We start from the raw sequence: 14,947 nt of genomic DNA on the forward strand, positions 1-14,947 counted from the left end.
TAGCTTTTACTTATCTTAATTGTCTGAAAGGGTGTTATACTCCATGTATAGATAAGTAAAAGTCTTTAAAACACGCTCGTTAATTGAAAATTGGATATTGTATAAAGTTCGATAGCCTAATACATGCTATTGGTAAAACAATATGAATTAAAAAATGTCTGCTAATGGTGGAAGCAGGCTATCCCGAAGCTAATGAGTATGTAAAAAACATTACAATATAAAAAAATAATAAATAATAAAACTTTACGGCGAGTTCGTTACGGATAGGCATTACAAAAATTTTATTTTAACCATACTAAAGTAAACAGAAAAATTAATATTCTTCGGGTTGATATAGGGATGATGAGAAAGATAGAAAAAAACGGAAAAAAAGGGTGCCGGTTGAGGATGATAATTTAACTTATTTTGTACCGTTTTCGTTTCCATATCGACCAGAAGCTTGTTTTTTGTTAGCTTCTGCTTGTTGGATTTGTTGTCTAATTTGATTAACATCAGTCTCATTCCCAAATTCTTGGTTCATCGAATTCATTGCTCCAGAAGCTTGTTTTTTGTTAGCCTCTGCTTGTTGGATTTGTTGTTTAATCTGATTAACATCAGTCTCATTCCCAAATTCTTGGTTCATCGAGTTCATTGCATTTGGGGTTTTTTTGTTAAAGTTTTGGTTGTTGTTATTCATGGATTTCTCCAAGCATTATTTAATAGCGGTATCATCTTTGATATATAACTTTCAACCATGGAGTTGTATTTAAAAGTAAAAGACTTAAACAATTAAAGATCATAATGAGAACTATAAACTTAGTCACATAAAGTTTGGCTTTTTATTATGTCTTGGGAGGTTGAGAATGATATTGAAAGAGGAAATATTAAAGGGTCACCGGAGGATTGTGACCCTTAGTACCGATTCGAAGGTGAAAGGTATAATTAGTATTACCTTACAATAGTTATGAGCATTATAGGCGGTGTTAGGTATTAATAACCTTTAGTCATGAAAGTAGCGCCTACAATAATTAAAAGAATGAATAGAACAACAATTAGCGCAAATGCTGAACCTGTGCCATAACCACTACCACTACCATAGTATTCAGACATAGTAATTTCCCTCCTCTCTATAATTTTATAATATGTAAAGTTTTCAAAAGGGATTGCGATATTTATCTACTTACAAAATTTAATTTTAAAAATAATTTTCAAATATTTTAATGATAAAGAGGTCACTCTTGTAAAAGTGACCCTTAAATAAGGTGATTTAAAGCTAAATAAGCTTTACCCATTATTCTCGCTATTTGTGATAGGTATTAACAATGGCTCTTTAGATTAATACAAGAAAGTAGCGCCGATAATAATTAAAAGAATAAATGGAACGACAATTAGAACGAATGATGAGCCACCATAATCTTAGATGTCACACAGTAATTGTTAAGTCTATAGTAGTTAAAATCGGAAATTAGAATATACTATTTTTACTATATATACTCTTCGGCAAGTTGGGTATGAAACTAAACTACTGTATTTTAAAAATTAATTTCGTGGTATAATTTCCTAAAAAAGGAGTGGTTTTTTGGGAATTCGAAATTATTTTAAAGTAATAAAAATTCTAGTATGTTTATCTGTTAGTTTATGCATCATTAATTACCCGATTATTTCCTTTGCTGCAACACTTGATCCTAATGTAGCTAGTGAAAAAAGCAACTCTAATGACATTGATACTGGTATAGCAAACTTGAACTACAATAACAGAGAAGTTTTAGCGGTGAATGGTGACAAGGTTGATAGTTTTGTCCCAAAAGAAGGTATTAACTCAAATGATAAATTTATAGTGGTTGAACGTAACAAAAAATCACTTACAACTTCACCGGTAGATATTTCAATTATCGACTCTATGGCGAATCGTACATATCCAGGAGCATTACAACTTGCCAACAAAGCTTTTGTGGACAATCAACCTAGTTTATTGGTGGCCAAAAGAAAACCGCTAAATATTAGCATAGATTTACCTGGCATGAAAAGGGAAAATACTGTGACTGTGGAAAACCCAACATATGGTAATGTATCTGGAGCAGTAGATGAATTAGTATCTAATTGGAGTGAAAAATATTCAACAACCCATACTTTACCTGCAAGACTACAATATTCAGAATCTATGGTTTATAGCAAATCTCAAATAGCAAGCGCTCTGAATGTTAACGCCCAAGTTCTTGATAATTCTCTGGGAATTGACTTTAATGCAATTGCGAGTGGAGAGAAAAAAGTGATGGTTGCGGCATATAAACAAATATTTTATACCGTAAGTGCAGAACAACCTAACAATCCATCAGACCTTTTTGATGATAGTGTTTCTTTTGAAGAGTTAACTCGTAAAGGGGTAAGTAATAATGCTCCTCCCGTTATGGTATCAAATGTAGCGTATGGCAGAACAATTTATGTGAAATTAGAAACAAACTCTAAGAGTAAGGATGTACAAGCTGCTTTTAAAGCCTTACTGAAGGATGTCAATACTAATGTAGAAACTAGTGGACAGTACAAAGATATTTTTGAAGAAAGTTCCTTTACTGCTGTAGTATTAGGTGGAGATTCACAAAAGCATAACCAGGTTGTCTCAAAAGACTTTAATGATATTAGAAAAATAATTCAGGATAATGCAGAATTTAGTCTTAAAAATCCAGCATACCCAATATCCTATACAAGTGTTTTCTTAAAGGATAATTCAATTGCTGCTGTCCATAACAATACAGATTATATCGAGACGACAGCTACAGAATATTCTAAAGGCAAAATCATCCTTGATCATTATGGTGCATATGTTGCTCAATTTGAAGTAGCTTGGGATGAATTTTCATATGATGAAAACGGGAAAGAAGTACTAACCCATAAAACGTGGGATGGAAGCTGGAAAGACAAAACAGCTCATTTCTCTACAGTAATACCACTTCCGCCTAATTCAAAAAATATAAGAATTTATGCAAGAGAATGTACAGGTCTTGCATGGGAATGGTGGAGAACGATTATTGATGAATACAATGTTCCATTATCTAATGAAATAAATGTTTCAATTGGAGGAACTACATTATACCCAACAGGTAATATTAATTAGGTATAAACTTCCGCCCTGGAAAAACAAACGGCTGAGGCTCTTGTTACACAAGAACTTCCGCCGTTTTTATTTCCTCAAACATCTAGCCGGATTTATGAACACCAATGACTCTACCGAGTGCAATTCCACCATAATGGTAATCCCTTTTTTCTATGAACTGAATATGAATTTAATACTCGATTTATTATCAAAAGATTTACTCCGAGATATATTTAACCTTAAATGTTCAATAACTCTTGTTTAAATTTATTGAAACTAAAGCTTACAAAATTATAAGTTTCATGTAACCAAATTTAATTGTTAAAACTAAAATTGTGTTTTAAAATTGCTATTGTTGAAAATAATGAGGTATTCTTATGGTTTAAAATCCCCCGTAAATGTTAGTTGAAAAACGCATATGCGGAGGTTTTTTACGAAAGGTGATTTACACTAGTAGGGAGAAATGTACTAGCTGTCTGCAATTATATTTTACAACTTGACAGAAGTCTATATGGGGAGTAGTATACAATAGCTACGAAAAAGATACTGTGAAATAATATATTTTGAATGCAATATATACTTATAATCTAAGTTAATATACATCTAGATTTAAAAGTAAGTAAACGAGGTGCAAAAATGAAAAATTTTTTAAGTAAAAAAGATAACCTATTAAACAAATTTTTAGGGATATATTTATTAGCTGTTTTAATGTTATGGATTAAAACATACATCGCTCAAACAGCACAATTTAAACTAGGAGTAGAAGGATTCCTTCAACATTTCCTTTTACTATTAAATCCACTAGGTTCAGCAATGCTGTTTCTAGGAATATCATTTTTATTTAGAGGAAAGAGAAAATATACATCACTAGTTGTAGTGTATACTCTGATGTCTATTCTTTTATATGCCAATATTGTATATTACCGATTTTTTAGTGATTTCATTACATTACCTACAGTTACCCAAACGCAGAACTTCGGAGATTTAGGTGGTAGTGTTCTTACTTTAATAAAGCCTTATGATTTCTTGTTCTTTGTGGATGTATTCGTAATGTTTTACTTACGATTCTCAAGAAAAATACAAAAAGATAGCAATCGTTTTGGATATAAAAAAGCAACGGCAATCATTACTTTTGCATTAGCAATATCAATCCTAAATTTAGGACTAGCTGAAGCTGATCGTCCGCAACTATTAACTCGAGGTTTTGATAGAAACTATATTGTGAAATATCTCGGAATGTATAACTATACGATTTATGATTCAGTAGAAACGATGAAAGCATCTTCACAGAGAGCTTTGGCGGATAGTAGTGATATTACAGAAGTGATGAACTATACAAAATCCAACTACGCCAAACCTAATACGGAATATTTTGGTAAAGCAAAAGGAATGAACGTTATCTATTTACATTTAGAATCATTCCAAAACTTCCTTATCGACTATAAGTTAAACGGTGAAGAAGTTACACCATTTTTAAATTCATTAACAAAAGATAAGAATACATTGTATTTTGATAATTTCTTCCATCAAACAGGTCAAGGTAAAACTTCCGATGCAGAATTTATGCTGGAAAATTCTTTATTTGGATTACCACAAGGATCTGCTTATATTACAAAAGCACAAAATACGTATCAAGCAGCCCCTAGTATTTTAAAAGATTATGGTTATACATCTGCTGTATTCCATGGTAACAACGGAAGCTTCTGGAATCGAAATGAGATTTATAAATCATTTGGATTCGAGCACTTCTTTGATGCTAGTTATTATGACACGGGTTCTTCAGAAAACATGGCTGAATACGGATTGTTAGATAAACCATTCTTTAAACAATCTGAAAGTATGTTAAGTTCGTTACCACAACCTTTCTATACGAAATTAATTACGGTAGGGAACCATTTTCCATATAAAATGGATCAAAGCTTAGTTACAATTGATAAAGCTAATACTGGAGATTCAAGTGTAGATAATTATTTCCAAACAGCACGTTATGCAGATGAAGGGATCAAACAAGTATTCGACCAATTAAAAGAATCAGGATTATATGATAATTCGATGATTGTTCTTTATGGTGACCATTACGGTATTTCAGATAATCATAATGATGCGATGGAACAAGTCATTGGAAAAGAAATTACACCATATGAAAATGCTAATTTGCAACGCGTACCATTATTTATCCATGTTCCAGGAATGCAAGGTGGAACTAACCATACTTATGGTGGCCAAACAGACCTTCTTCCAACGTTATTACATTTACTAGGAATTGATACGCAAAAATTTGTTCAATTTGGTTCCGACTTATTATCAAAAGACCATGATGAAGTTGTACCATTTAGAAATGGCGGTTTTGTCAGTCCTACTATTTATTCGGTTAATGGGAAATTTTATGATAATAAAACAGGTTTACTACTAGATGATAATCAATTAGAGTATGCGAAAACTCTTAAAAATAATGTAGATCGTAAATTAGAATTATCTGATAAAGTTGTGAATGGTGACTTATTGAGATTCTATACGCCAACAGATTATACTCCGGTTGATCGTTCTAAGTATAATTACTCGAAAGATAAGTAAACTTTTACAGCGGAATTAGGAAATTTTACATCAGAAAAGCGCGGGAAATCAATGTTTCTAAAATTGATTTCCCGCGCTTTTTAAGGTTTTGACCAGTTTTATTCCAGCCTCTTGTTTGGTTTCTGAAAACTTTTGATTAAGCCTTTTTCCATGAGTTTCTTAGCTATTTTACTTATGGCACTTCCTATAAGGACTCTGTAAGTTTTGTCACGTTGGGATCTACATTTTTTCAATACATTCGATACAGTATACTTTATAAAACTGAAACTTAAATCTGCTGGATAAGAATCCATTTTGAATAATTTTTTTCAAAGGGGTTCTTTTTAATTTATCGTAAATTAAGGGTTTATGAGGTGTATTTGATTAAACTTTACTTATAGTTACACTCGAAAAGATTAAATAAGTAATAGAGAGTATTTCAGCTTGAGCAGTTTACACAAAGTACTTTAAAAGACTTATTTTAAGGTTGAGCTGTTTTTTATTAAAGAGTAGGCACCTACCTAACACTTTTCTATCCCAATTTCATAAACTGTGCATGATATTAACCTATTCATTAACTTCTTTCAGCAATATTTTTTTGTATTGAAAGTGCGACGGCAGTTACAATTATTTTCTGTACCGAAAGCATAGCGAAAGGTACGAAGTCTCCCATTCCTATAGTTGTGAGATGAAGCGGGTTTAAACTTACTTTTCAGCAGGTGTTCAAACATTCGCTGAAAGAAGTTAAAGCCTCCGGCGGATGTCACGGAAATCGGCAAGGAGTTCATAAAGGATTTTAGCCTAAATCGCATCCATGCGATAACTGCTAACTGGCCTGCATCGGTGCCGCTGTAGCTACACTTTCGCGCAAAAAACATCTTTTGCTGCCGCTACGTTAACACTGCGCTTTCGCACAAAAAACATTTGCATGCCTAAGTGCAAAGCTGATTTCGGACGCAATGACGCCGAGGCATAATTGATAGAGTAACATGAGAAAAATATTTGGAAAGTAGGGGGAGAACATGTACGACCAATATCTCAAGCACTATTGGTATTATGAATACCCAGTTAGCTTTATGAAACCAACACTTCATATTTATGCACCATCAGCAGTATCTCCGGCATATGGAGCTCCAGTAAATGCTGGGAGGTATGTACCATCCTCAGTATTTCCGGTGTATACAACCCCAGTAAATGCTTCGATGTATGAACCATCCACTAAAAAGGAAATTGATTGTCAAAAGGAAGCTTTTGTAAAGAATTTTTTTTTCAAAGATAAATCATTTAATTTCGAAACGTTGCGTGCAGCTGGATTCGCAGTTGACAACGGCGCTGATCTAAACGAAGTGTTCTTGACCGCTGCGGCAATCCCCGAAGGTGATGAAGAAGCATGGATGATGGAGTGGAAAGCTATCGCAGACAGAATTTATGTACGCGGGAAAGATTCCTTCGAGCATGGAGACAAGATTAGCGCACGAGAGGCATTCTTGCGTGCTTCAGCCTACTATCGTAGCGCTGAATTTTACCGTCGCAAAGATCCAATAAACGATCGGCACGTTCTCGAGCTGTTCGGTCTTTCTCGCGAGGCATTTGTGAAGGCGGGCAAACTGCTGGATGGCCCCTTCGAGGAGATCTCCATCCCTTACGGCGAAGATAAGCTCCACGGATACCTGCTCCTCGTGGACGACAGTGGGAAACCCCGGCCGACGATCATTTACACTAATGGATTTGACTCAACGACAGAGGAAGGCTACTACGTCATTGGCGCAGCCGCGTTGCGGCGTGGTTTCAACGTGATCCTGTATGACGGTCCCGGTACGGGTCGCATGATCCGCGAGAAGAAAGTGCCCTACCGTCCGGACTGGGAAGCGGTACTCGGTCCTGTAATGGATTACGCTGAGACACGTCCTGAGGTCGACAAGTCCAAAATTGTGCTATTTGGGTATAGCATGGGTGGATATCTGTGCGCTCGGACAGCGGCTTTTGATCATCGTCCAGCAGCGATCGTGCTTGACGACGGTTTGACGAGCTTTTTCGCGACTTATCCTCCGCTCCCGGAATTCCTCGTAGAGTGGATCAAAGCCGGATACGATGAGCAGGCGATACCCGTACTCGAATGGATTAAGAAACACGACACCTACGCTCGTTGGGCACTGCAGAATGGTGTATGGGTGTTTGGCGCTTCGAATGAACCGGAATACATCCGTAAGAGCGAGCAGTTTGCTCTCACCACCGAAGACATGCATAAAATCAAGTCCCCTGCTCTAATTCTAGAGGGAGAGAACGATCTTGTGTTCAAGGGGCAGGCAAGTAAGCTTGCGTCCGAGCTAAAAGCTCCGCATAAGCATGTCGTGATGCGGAACGCTGATGGTGCAGGTGAACACTGCCATATGGGCGCAATGCGTTTGCTTCATCAGACAATCTTCGACTGGCTCCACACGACCTTGGGAATCGTTAGTTGGACAACAGGACTATGAGCAAAACAAAAAGGCAGTTACAGATTTTTCGACCGAGAAAGACCTTGCAGGGGTGTAGCCAGTCTTTAGACATGGGATGAAAGTGAGGTCAGACAAGAAAGTAGTCTTTACTATCTTAATTGTCTGAAAGAGTGTTATACGGATAGTGATCTATTTTTTTGTGATTCAAAAAATGCCGTGTAATACATTTTGATTCCAATTTGTAATTTGGTCTAGAAAAGCTTGAGCACTGGCGCATAATAATAAGTTTCACTACAAGACATTAATAAGAGTAGTTCGATAGAGGAAGCCCAATTAGACTTTGTCAATGGGCTTCCTCTATTAAAATGTATACAAGTATTTGACAGGGGGCGCCGTATCCTATATAACGACGAAAAAAACTTTGTGTTCAATATGTCTCTTTGGGAGCGAAATGGCCGATTCCCTTTAATTCAAAGTCAAAAAATTTAAGGATTAGTTCATTTTCAGTTTCAATACAGTAATATTTATCAATGTCGGCTTTTCCTCCTTGTAGAATATTTGCAAGTATAGGGGAGAAAAGCGGTAAATCGGTTAAGCTTAAATGTTTTGCCCCTTTAAAATGAGTAGTATATGCTCCTTCGAACTGTTTATTATTGAGTTTGTTCGCTACATAAACAGGAGTACGATTCAGTTGACGCCAAACATCGTCTGAATAAATGTTAAAAAGAGGGGTTGTGTAGGCTTTGCTGCTTGCCATAAAATTATCATCAGCTTTGTTATAAATAAGTTCACTAAAGAAAGGGGCATCGATATTTACTACTGCACTTACATCATCGCGTTCTCTACCTAGCAACACACTTGCAGCACCTCCCATTGAGTGCCCAAACACACCAATTTTCTCTGTATTGATATGTTGATAAATAGGGTCATTGTCACTTTTAGCTTTTGTAAGTATTGTATCAATGACAAAATTCATATCGTCTGTTCGTAGTTTCATCCATTTTTGAATGATATTGTACCGTTCTTCGTTCGAATAAAGACCTTTATTCGTATTTTCGACTTCATTTTTAAAATCTGGACTGATCATAGTTACTATCCCATCCTCTGAACGAGTATAGAAGGAATGATAAGGATGGTCGATGGAAACGACTATATAACCGTGGCTTGCCAGCTCAGTATAAGTAGAACTGTTGCTTGTCTTGATACCATATGCTCCATGTGAGAATACTAATAGAGGGTATGTTCCATCTGCGTTTTTGGGATACCAAAATTCCACATTAACAATTCTGTTGTCCCCCTTGTCAGAAAACTCCTCAATACGGCTCTTGTCAATATATGTGTCAGTAGCGGTTGCGACTTCATATTCTCCTGTCACTTTTGGTGATTGATACTGTGGAAAAATAATGACAGCTGAAAGTACAAAGACAAATATCAATATCATCATAATGGACTTCCACACAATGGTAGAAGTTTTGTATTGTTTGATATTCTTTTTCTTAAGGATAAGAGATACTGTCCCATATACGGCTAATAAGAAAAGTAGGATAGCAAGCATTATCCAGCAAAAACTCCAGACAATCACCGATGAAACAGTGAGTATCACAAATACAATAAATACAGTAATCCTAATCCAATTCTTTAATTTTTTATGGTTTTGCTTAGTTGCTATGCAGTAGATTGCAAAAGCAATCTCGAAAATCACAGCTATTAATAATAGTAAAATTCCCATAGTCGTTCCTTCACCTCATTGGAAAAATTTTTATGAAATTATCATAATAAACAGATGAAAGGATGTATATGGAAAAACGGTAAGTTGTATTTATAAGCCAATAAGATGCAAAAAACGGTAAGCTCAAATGCTTACCGTAAGATCAATTTCGCCTTGGCGTAATTGCCGCTGACGCTCCGCTTTCGCGCAGTAAACATTAGTAGCTGTCGCTTTGCTTTCGCTACCGATAAACAATGTGTCCGGATTTTGAATTGTGCCCAGGCCTGCACGAGGGCCGACACGATGTCGGTCATTTCGGTAATGCCACAGGACGTGGCGTTTTACCGATGCAGGTCAGTTAGCCGTTTTTGCAGGATGCGAAGGTTTTAGGCTAACATCCTTTATTCATTCCTTTGAAAATCCGTGACACCCGCCGGAGGCTTTATCTTCATTCAATAGGTGTTTGGATACCCACTGAAAAAGTAATTAAAATCGCATTCATCTTACCACCTATAGAGGTGGGAGTCTTTCACTGAATGAAGATAATCTGTTGCAGCCAACTACTGTACTGCTTATTGAATTTCTTGACTACTCACCAAAGTCTTTCTTAAATGTCTTTAGTTTTTCATTGATTTTTTTTGCATCTTTTTTATCATTTTGCCATGACAGTAGATGAACAATGATATAGATTACCGCAATTTGCAGTGCAAGAATGATTAGCCCCGTACCAGTTACAAGATTCATAGCGCTGCCAAGGACAATCAATAAAATCTCCAAAGTGAAGAAATGAATAATAATCCTTATACGCATTTTCTTCTCACTTAGATCATCAGGAGAATATAAAATAAATCCCGTTAATGCACCTAAAAATGAAAATGCCATAAGGATATAAATTGACTTCAAATCGAAGGCCATGTCAGGATCATAAATTTGTCGCAATATAGTAATAATCATGATTATGGATCCGAAGATAATAAAGAAATTCTTAATTATCTTTTGTACAAATTCAAAAAAATTCATATGTATCCCTCTTTACAAACCAAGCATATTTTTAAGGACAGGTACATACTGCCTTGATATAACAGTACGTTCTCCGTTATCCAGGACAGCTTCGAACCGACCACTAATAGTCGGATAAACAGATGAAATTTTGGCGATGTTCAAAATAGTTGATTTCGATGCGCGAAAACAGTTTTTTCCTTTACATAATTCCTCTAACTCGTACAGTTTTTGTTTCACCTCAAAAACGTTGTTCCTGCAGTACATAAAAATTTTTCCATCGACTGCCTCGAAATAATAGATATCACTGAGCCTAATGCGGTGAATACTATCTTGCTGATGTCCGAGTAAAATAGGATTTTCAGATTTCAGCTTGTTTAAGATTTCATTTATTTCTTCATCAACCTCATGACACCTAATAAGAATCTCTTCTTCTAATTCTAGGCTTATTTCTTCTATTGAAATTTTGATATTATCACCCACAAAAATTCAAATTATTTCAGTTTTACTCGAATTCTGTATAAATTTGCAAATGAAACATAGCTAAAAAAGGTTTATTTATTCTAATGATAACAACTTCATATACAATCCTTTTTTACATTTTATCAGGTTACCGTTTTGATTTTATTTTATGATAGTATCCAGAATCTGCTAAGTCAAGTGCAGGAGAACTTGGAGAGAAAAGAAACTCTCACTCGTTATGATGAGTACCTTTTCTCTCCAAGTTCTCCACTTTTCGTTTTAATTGCTCTATATCTCTTATTTTAGTTATTATGAATTTAATTGATAAATAAATAGCGAATATTAATAAAATCAGTATAATTGCGATAATAATTGACTCCAACATTAACATCACATACCTTTCTTACTTTTTCACTTTTTTAAAAACATATTAAGTAATGACTCCTTACAGTTCAATATTACTAAACAACAACATGCAAGTAAAATGAATATACAGAATTGTTCTGTATTTGTTTTATAAATTCAATATAGTAAATGAACGAAGGGGGAGAGCGTGATAGGATTGAAGAATATATTTATTTTTGTGGGAGGGAAACTAAGCAACAATATTTGGAATAAGTTAAAAAGTAACCGCTGTCTTTAAGGATTTACTTCGAAGTGAAATGAAACCATTTCCTATAGAGGATGTAAATATCTCAAACAAAGTATTATTAATTGATTAATATAAATAATGTCTGCTTATGAGGGAAAGCAGACAGGAAATTATATAATGATAGGAGGGGTACTAACAGTTTAAAAAACAATTGAACTTATTCGTTATTTCCATAAGAATTCGATTTAAAATACCCTGATTAAAAAAACACCAACTATCATAACAATTAAACCAAATATTTGTATTGGTTTAATTTGATTTTTCGAAGAGTTAAATAATCCGAATTTTTCTACCATCAGGCTACCAGTGATTTGACCAAATAAAACAAGGACTACAGTTTGCCCGTTTCCGATTTGATCAACGAGAAATACATTTATTAGAACATAAGACCCCCCTAAAATACCTCCAATCCATACCCACCAAGGAGCCGACTGTTTAATAGGCTCTTTAATATTTGTGTAAGAACGATCCATGACCCCAACGACGATAATTAACGTAATGGTACCTACCAAAAATGAAACAAAGGCTGCGTGGGAAGAAGAATTCAGAACTTTTCCTAACTGACCATTGATAGCAATTTGTATAGCCAGTAATATTCCTGACATTATTCCTACTAAACGCCAAATCCATTGATTTAACATGTTTTTCTTAGTTGCTTCGGAAGGGTCTTGGTTAGTTTTCATACTCGGTAAAGCCACAGCTAAAAAAACGCCTATAATGACTAATAATACTCCAAAAACTCGGTTCAAACCGAAAGAATATTGCCTAGAGTTAATCCAGCCATAATTGTCTATTAGCATACTCATCAAAGTCATTCCTAAGATTGGCATTATCGCGGTTTGTACACTTCCTAATTTAGGGAATAAAAGTATATTGGTAGTTACAGCAACTGCACCACAGATTCCTCCTAGCCATATAAAAATAGGTTGGCTTAAGAATAAATCAAATGGAATACCTAATGGTAAACCACTAACTAATATTGTAATCGCTAAAAAGATTACCCCTACAGAGAAGGAGATCATTGAAGCTAAAAAAGGGGAAATCACGAATTTTCGTAATTGAGCATTGATCGCTGTTTGCATAGCAAAAACAACTCCAGTGCTTATAGCTAACAGTATTGCAAACATAAGAATTCACCCCAAATCTTGTTGAATAAAATTTAGTTTATTTTACTGAGATATTGCCCTTCTCATCACTAAAAATGAAAAAACGCCGGTATCGACTAATCAAAACCGCCGTTTGGCATATTGAATAAATTTTTGGCACGAAAGTTCGGATTTGATCACTATTCAAAAAAACGAATGTTTGCTCTTTTCAAGGAAGTTCCGCTGTTTTTGGCTATATGTTACATATGAAATCATTACTAAAATCCATTTTTAAAAAAAGGCAATAGTTAATCTATGATTGTTCATGTAATACGATTATAAAATGATTACACATTTTTATGAAATAAAAAAAGACGGAAAATTGGTTTAACAGGTCTACTTTGGAGGTGCAAACAAGTAAAAAACAAGTGAAAGCACATACGAATACACAAAGATGAACTCTAATGTGTTTTTGATATCCATTATTAGAATACTATGGTAGTGGCAAAAAGGGGCGGTAATATCTATGCAAACTTCAATCCGAAGTATGCTCAGATGGCTGTCACCATCCTGCGATAACCTTTGCTTAGGGATGAAACAAAAGGAAAAGGCGAATTAACTCCTGCTCAACAGCTTGGCATTACGGATAAACAATTTACCTTGAATGATATTTTGTATTTCAAGTAAAATCACTCCTTAAAAAAACAGGAGTAATTTTTTTATAAGTAAAAATGAAATTTTATGTTAAAATATTTTCAATATTTAGTCATGTTTATTCTTTAAGAAAAAAATCCATTTATTTTGGGGGAATATTTTATGGTTGAGCTAAAAGAAATAGTGTCTAAATTAGATGCTGAACTCGATATAAATTCATTTGGAAAGGATGCTTCTTTTAGTCGGTTCATTCCAATGGTTTATGACCCATTAAACTTTGATTGGCAAACAGCTTTCGAAAAAAACTTTGTGGAATTATTTAATGGTCTGATGTTAAAAGGGAAATCAACTGTCGAGAAAGTTTTTCTTGCAGTTTTCCCTACCGATAAAGTATTGGAACGGTTTTTAGAAGCAAGCAATAGTGGAGATTTATTATTTATGCACCATCCCTTGTTGATGGAGTGCGGAGACCCAAAGGGGAATAGGGGACAAGGCTTTGTACCAATTAAAGAAAAATACATCAACAAAATCAAAGAAAAAAATCTATCAGTTTATACTTGTCACATTCCTTTGGATTGTCATAAACAATTGGGGACAAATATTGCAATGGCAAAAGAACTTAATGCACAAGTTCTTGTTGATGATACATTAAATGCAAAAAATGAATATGTCTTATATTGTAATATCGAAAAAACAAATACCACCAACTTGATTTCCGTCTTAGAGAATACTTTTGAAATCCCTTATGTTGATTTTGAGGGTCAGGAATTAGATAACATTCAAAAGGTTGCGATTGTTGCTGGTTGTGGTGATGTAGTTGATTGGATGAAAGAAGCAGAAGAAAACGGTGTCCAAGCCTATATTACTGGAGAAATTCATTGCCATATTGATAATGATTATGGAAAACAAAAATATAAACAAATGATGAAATATGTTTCAAATACTTCGATGTCTTTAATTGGTGTTTCCCATTCGGCATCAGAATATCTAGTTCACAAAACCTTGATGAAGGATTGGTTCGAGAAAAACTTTAATATTGAGACAGTTTTAATCCCACAAGAAAAATGGTGGTTATAAAGGCATTAAACGATATTTAAAAGAGCTTGGTAGCCCAAGCTCTCTTTTTGCGTAAAAAAATTATGTGTTTTAGCCTTTGAATTTCATTGTGAAATGTAATTTTGCACCCCAAAAGTAAACCCGTTAATATTGTTTTCAGTCTTTTTTTGTTAAACAGAATTCATTATATTCAGTGGCTATATCTTTCTACTTTTTAAATTTAATGGATAAACTTTACAAACGAATAAATAAAATATATAATCAATAATC

The 14,947-nt window shown here is 34.6% G+C and carries 10 protein-coding genes and 2 pseudogenes; 4 read left to right on the forward strand and 8 right to left on the reverse strand.

All coding sequences use genetic code 11. The annotated features are described in order from the left end of the window. Positions 1 to 400 precede the first annotated feature (400 nt). From ACQKOG_RS03870 to ACQKOG_RS03880, 3 genes and pseudogenes are all read right to left on the reverse strand, one after another. Positions 401 to 676, reverse strand: coding sequence for a gamma-type small acid-soluble spore protein (locus ACQKOG_RS03870; RefSeq protein WP_370082536.1), 276 nt, complete (start codon positions 674 to 676; stop codon positions 401 to 403). Positions 677 to 969: 293 nt separating this feature from the next. Further along, a complete protein-coding gene (locus ACQKOG_RS03875; RefSeq protein ID WP_370082538.1) occupies positions 970 to 1,089 on the reverse strand; it encodes a YjcZ family sporulation protein in 120 nt (39 codons plus the stop codon). Between the two features lie 225 nt (positions 1,090 to 1,314). After that, a pseudogene (locus tag ACQKOG_RS03880) lies at positions 1,315 to 1,386 on the reverse strand (YjcZ family sporulation protein); the annotation flags it as partial. A 172-nt stretch (positions 1,387 to 1,558) separates the two neighbouring features. Between ACQKOG_RS03880 and ACQKOG_RS03885 the strand changes: the two are divergent. Both ACQKOG_RS03885 and ACQKOG_RS03890 read left to right on the forward strand, forming a co-directional pair. Then, positions 1,559 to 3,091 (forward strand): thiol-activated cytolysin family protein, encoded by a 1,533-nt coding sequence (locus tag ACQKOG_RS03885; protein ID WP_370082540.1) that lies wholly within the window; start codon positions 1,559 to 1,561, stop codon positions 3,089 to 3,091. A gap of 615 nt (positions 3,092 to 3,706) precedes the next feature. Further along, the gene (locus tag ACQKOG_RS03890; RefSeq protein WP_427445121.1) at positions 3,707 to 5,644 is read left to right on the forward strand and encodes an LTA synthase family protein; all 1,938 of its coding nucleotides are present in this window, start codon (positions 3,707 to 3,709) and stop codon (positions 5,642 to 5,644) included. A 101-nt stretch (positions 5,645 to 5,745) separates the two neighbouring features. Here the strand turns inward: ACQKOG_RS03890 and ACQKOG_RS03895 are convergent. After that, positions 5,746 to 5,899: pseudogene (locus tag ACQKOG_RS03895) on the reverse strand (MarR family transcriptional regulator); the annotation flags it as partial. A 746-nt stretch (positions 5,900 to 6,645) separates the two neighbouring features. Between ACQKOG_RS03895 and ACQKOG_RS03900 the strand changes: the two are divergent. Further along, entirely contained in the window at positions 6,646 to 8,100 is a 1,455-nt protein-coding gene (locus tag ACQKOG_RS03900) for an alpha/beta hydrolase family protein (RefSeq protein WP_427445124.1), read from the forward strand. A 388-nt stretch (positions 8,101 to 8,488) separates the two neighbouring features. Here the strand turns inward: ACQKOG_RS03900 and ACQKOG_RS03905 are convergent, their stop codons facing one another. The 4 genes from ACQKOG_RS03905 to ACQKOG_RS03920 form a co-directional block, all read right to left on the reverse strand. Continuing rightward, positions 8,489 to 9,790 carry a dienelactone hydrolase family protein gene (locus ACQKOG_RS03905; RefSeq protein ID WP_427445127.1) on the reverse strand — a complete coding sequence of 434 codons (1,302 nt, stop codon included), beginning with the start codon at positions 9,788 to 9,790 and terminating at the stop codon, positions 8,489 to 8,491. A 567-nt stretch (positions 9,791 to 10,357) separates the two neighbouring features. Continuing rightward, positions 10,358 to 10,789 (reverse strand): DUF3021 family protein, encoded by a 432-nt coding sequence (locus tag ACQKOG_RS03910; RefSeq protein ID WP_370082548.1) that lies wholly within the window; start codon positions 10,787 to 10,789, stop codon positions 10,358 to 10,360. Positions 10,790 to 10,801: 12 nt separating this feature from the next. Then, positions 10,802 to 11,251: a LytTR family DNA-binding domain-containing protein gene (locus ACQKOG_RS03915; protein WP_370082550.1), complete on the reverse strand. Its 450-nt coding sequence runs from the start codon at positions 11,249 to 11,251 to the stop codon at positions 10,802 to 10,804. An 816-nt stretch (positions 11,252 to 12,067) separates the two neighbouring features. Next, on the reverse strand, positions 12,068 to 13,009 hold the full coding sequence (locus ACQKOG_RS03920) for a DMT family transporter (protein ID WP_427445132.1): 942 nt from the start codon (positions 13,007 to 13,009) through the stop codon (positions 12,068 to 12,070). A gap of 774 nt (positions 13,010 to 13,783) precedes the next feature. Between ACQKOG_RS03920 and ACQKOG_RS03925 the strand changes: the two genes are divergently transcribed. Next, positions 13,784 to 14,698 (forward strand): Nif3-like dinuclear metal center hexameric protein, encoded by a 915-nt coding sequence (locus ACQKOG_RS03925; RefSeq protein WP_427445134.1) that lies wholly within the window; start codon positions 13,784 to 13,786, stop codon positions 14,696 to 14,698. Positions 14,699 to 14,947: the final 249 nt, after the last annotated feature.

This window comes from Lysinibacillus sp. NPDC093216 (genome assembly GCF_050280325.1).
Lineage (GTDB): Bacteria > Bacillota > Bacilli > Bacillales_A > Planococcaceae > Lysinibacillus.

Coding starts and splice junctions, on each gene's coding strand:
- ACQKOG_RS03900 (WP_427445124.1), top strand. CDS start 6,646: ATGTACGACCAATATCTCAAGCACTATTGGTATTATGAATACCCAGTT.
- ACQKOG_RS03910 (WP_370082548.1), bottom strand. CDS start 10,789: ATGAATTTTTTTGAATTTGTACAAAAGATAATTAAGAATTTCTTTATT.
- ACQKOG_RS03875 (WP_370082538.1), bottom strand. CDS start 1,089: ATGTCTGAATACTATGGTAGTGGTAGTGGTTATGGCACAGGTTCAGCA.
- ACQKOG_RS03890 (WP_427445121.1), top strand. CDS start 3,707: ATGAAAAATTTTTTAAGTAAAAAAGATAACCTATTAAACAAATTTTTA.
- ACQKOG_RS03905 (WP_427445127.1), bottom strand. CDS start 9,790: ATGGGAATTTTACTATTATTAATAGCTGTGATTTTCGAGATTGCTTTT.
- ACQKOG_RS03870 (WP_370082536.1), bottom strand. CDS start 676: ATGAATAACAACAACCAAAACTTTAACAAAAAAACCCCAAATGCAATG.
- ACQKOG_RS03920 (WP_427445132.1), bottom strand. CDS start 13,009: ATGTTTGCAATACTGTTAGCTATAAGCACTGGAGTTGTTTTTGCTATG.
- ACQKOG_RS03925 (WP_427445134.1), top strand. CDS start 13,784: ATGGTTGAGCTAAAAGAAATAGTGTCTAAATTAGATGCTGAACTCGAT.